At 69.0% G+C, this 794-nt stretch carries 1 pseudogene; it reads right to left on the reverse strand.

The annotated features are described in order from the left end of the window. Positions 1–197: 197 nt before the first annotated feature. Positions 198–794, reverse strand: a pseudogene (locus tag KDL01_RS41530) (hypothetical protein); the annotation flags it as partial.

Genomic DNA, 794 nt, shown 5'->3' on the forward strand with positions numbered 1-794 from the left:
TCCGCGAGATGCCCTTCTGAACTGGTCGAACAAGGTCCTAGACAAACCTCATTCTTCCAGGTCAGGGGGCATCTCGTGTCACCGGGGCCAGCCTACGCGCGAATAGCCATCCGTGGATCCAGGCTGACCACTGGTCACCGTCGTCGCGCGCCGACCAGCCCTGCGCGCTCGAGCGCGCAGGGCATTGTCCTGCGCCGCTACGGGATCACCGCGATCGTCGGGTGCGTACCCGGCTTCATGCCGTAGGTGGTGACGTAGTTTCCTTCCTTGCCGGCGAGTGCGAGATACGAGGCAGGGCTTTCGTAGGCGACCTCGTACGAGTCGGCGGTCTGCACCGCGGTGATGGTCGGGCCGGTGCCGGGGTACATCGTCAGGCCTGTCTGGGTCCAGCTGGTCTGGGACGAATCGACGAGGTCGAGTTGGTTGTCCGGCCCCTCGATCGCGGCCTGCCAACCGCCGTACGCGCTGGCGGCGACCGCGGGGCTGCTGCCGGAGACGATGCCGTACGAGGTGGCGGTCTCGACTTCGGTCGCCGTGTCGTAGAGCGCGAGGTCTCCGCCGTAGTTCACGTAGGCGATGATGTCGCCGCCGGTCGCGAGCGCCGCGATCCCGGGGCTGGTGCCCGGCTCCACCGGGATGCCGGTGTCGGTGCCCGCGGGCGCGGGGCCGTCGCTCGACTCGGCGAGCCACAAGTGGCCGTTCGCGCCGTTCCAGGCCACCTGCCAGCCGTTCGCGCTCGCCGTGATCGCCGGGCTCGACGAGCCGGACGCGCCTTCCCCGGTGAAGTCGGTCAC

Source organism: Actinospica durhamensis, from assembly GCF_018139695.1.
Lineage (GTDB): Bacteria > Actinomycetota > Actinomycetes > Streptomycetales > Catenulisporaceae > Actinospica > Actinospica durhamensis.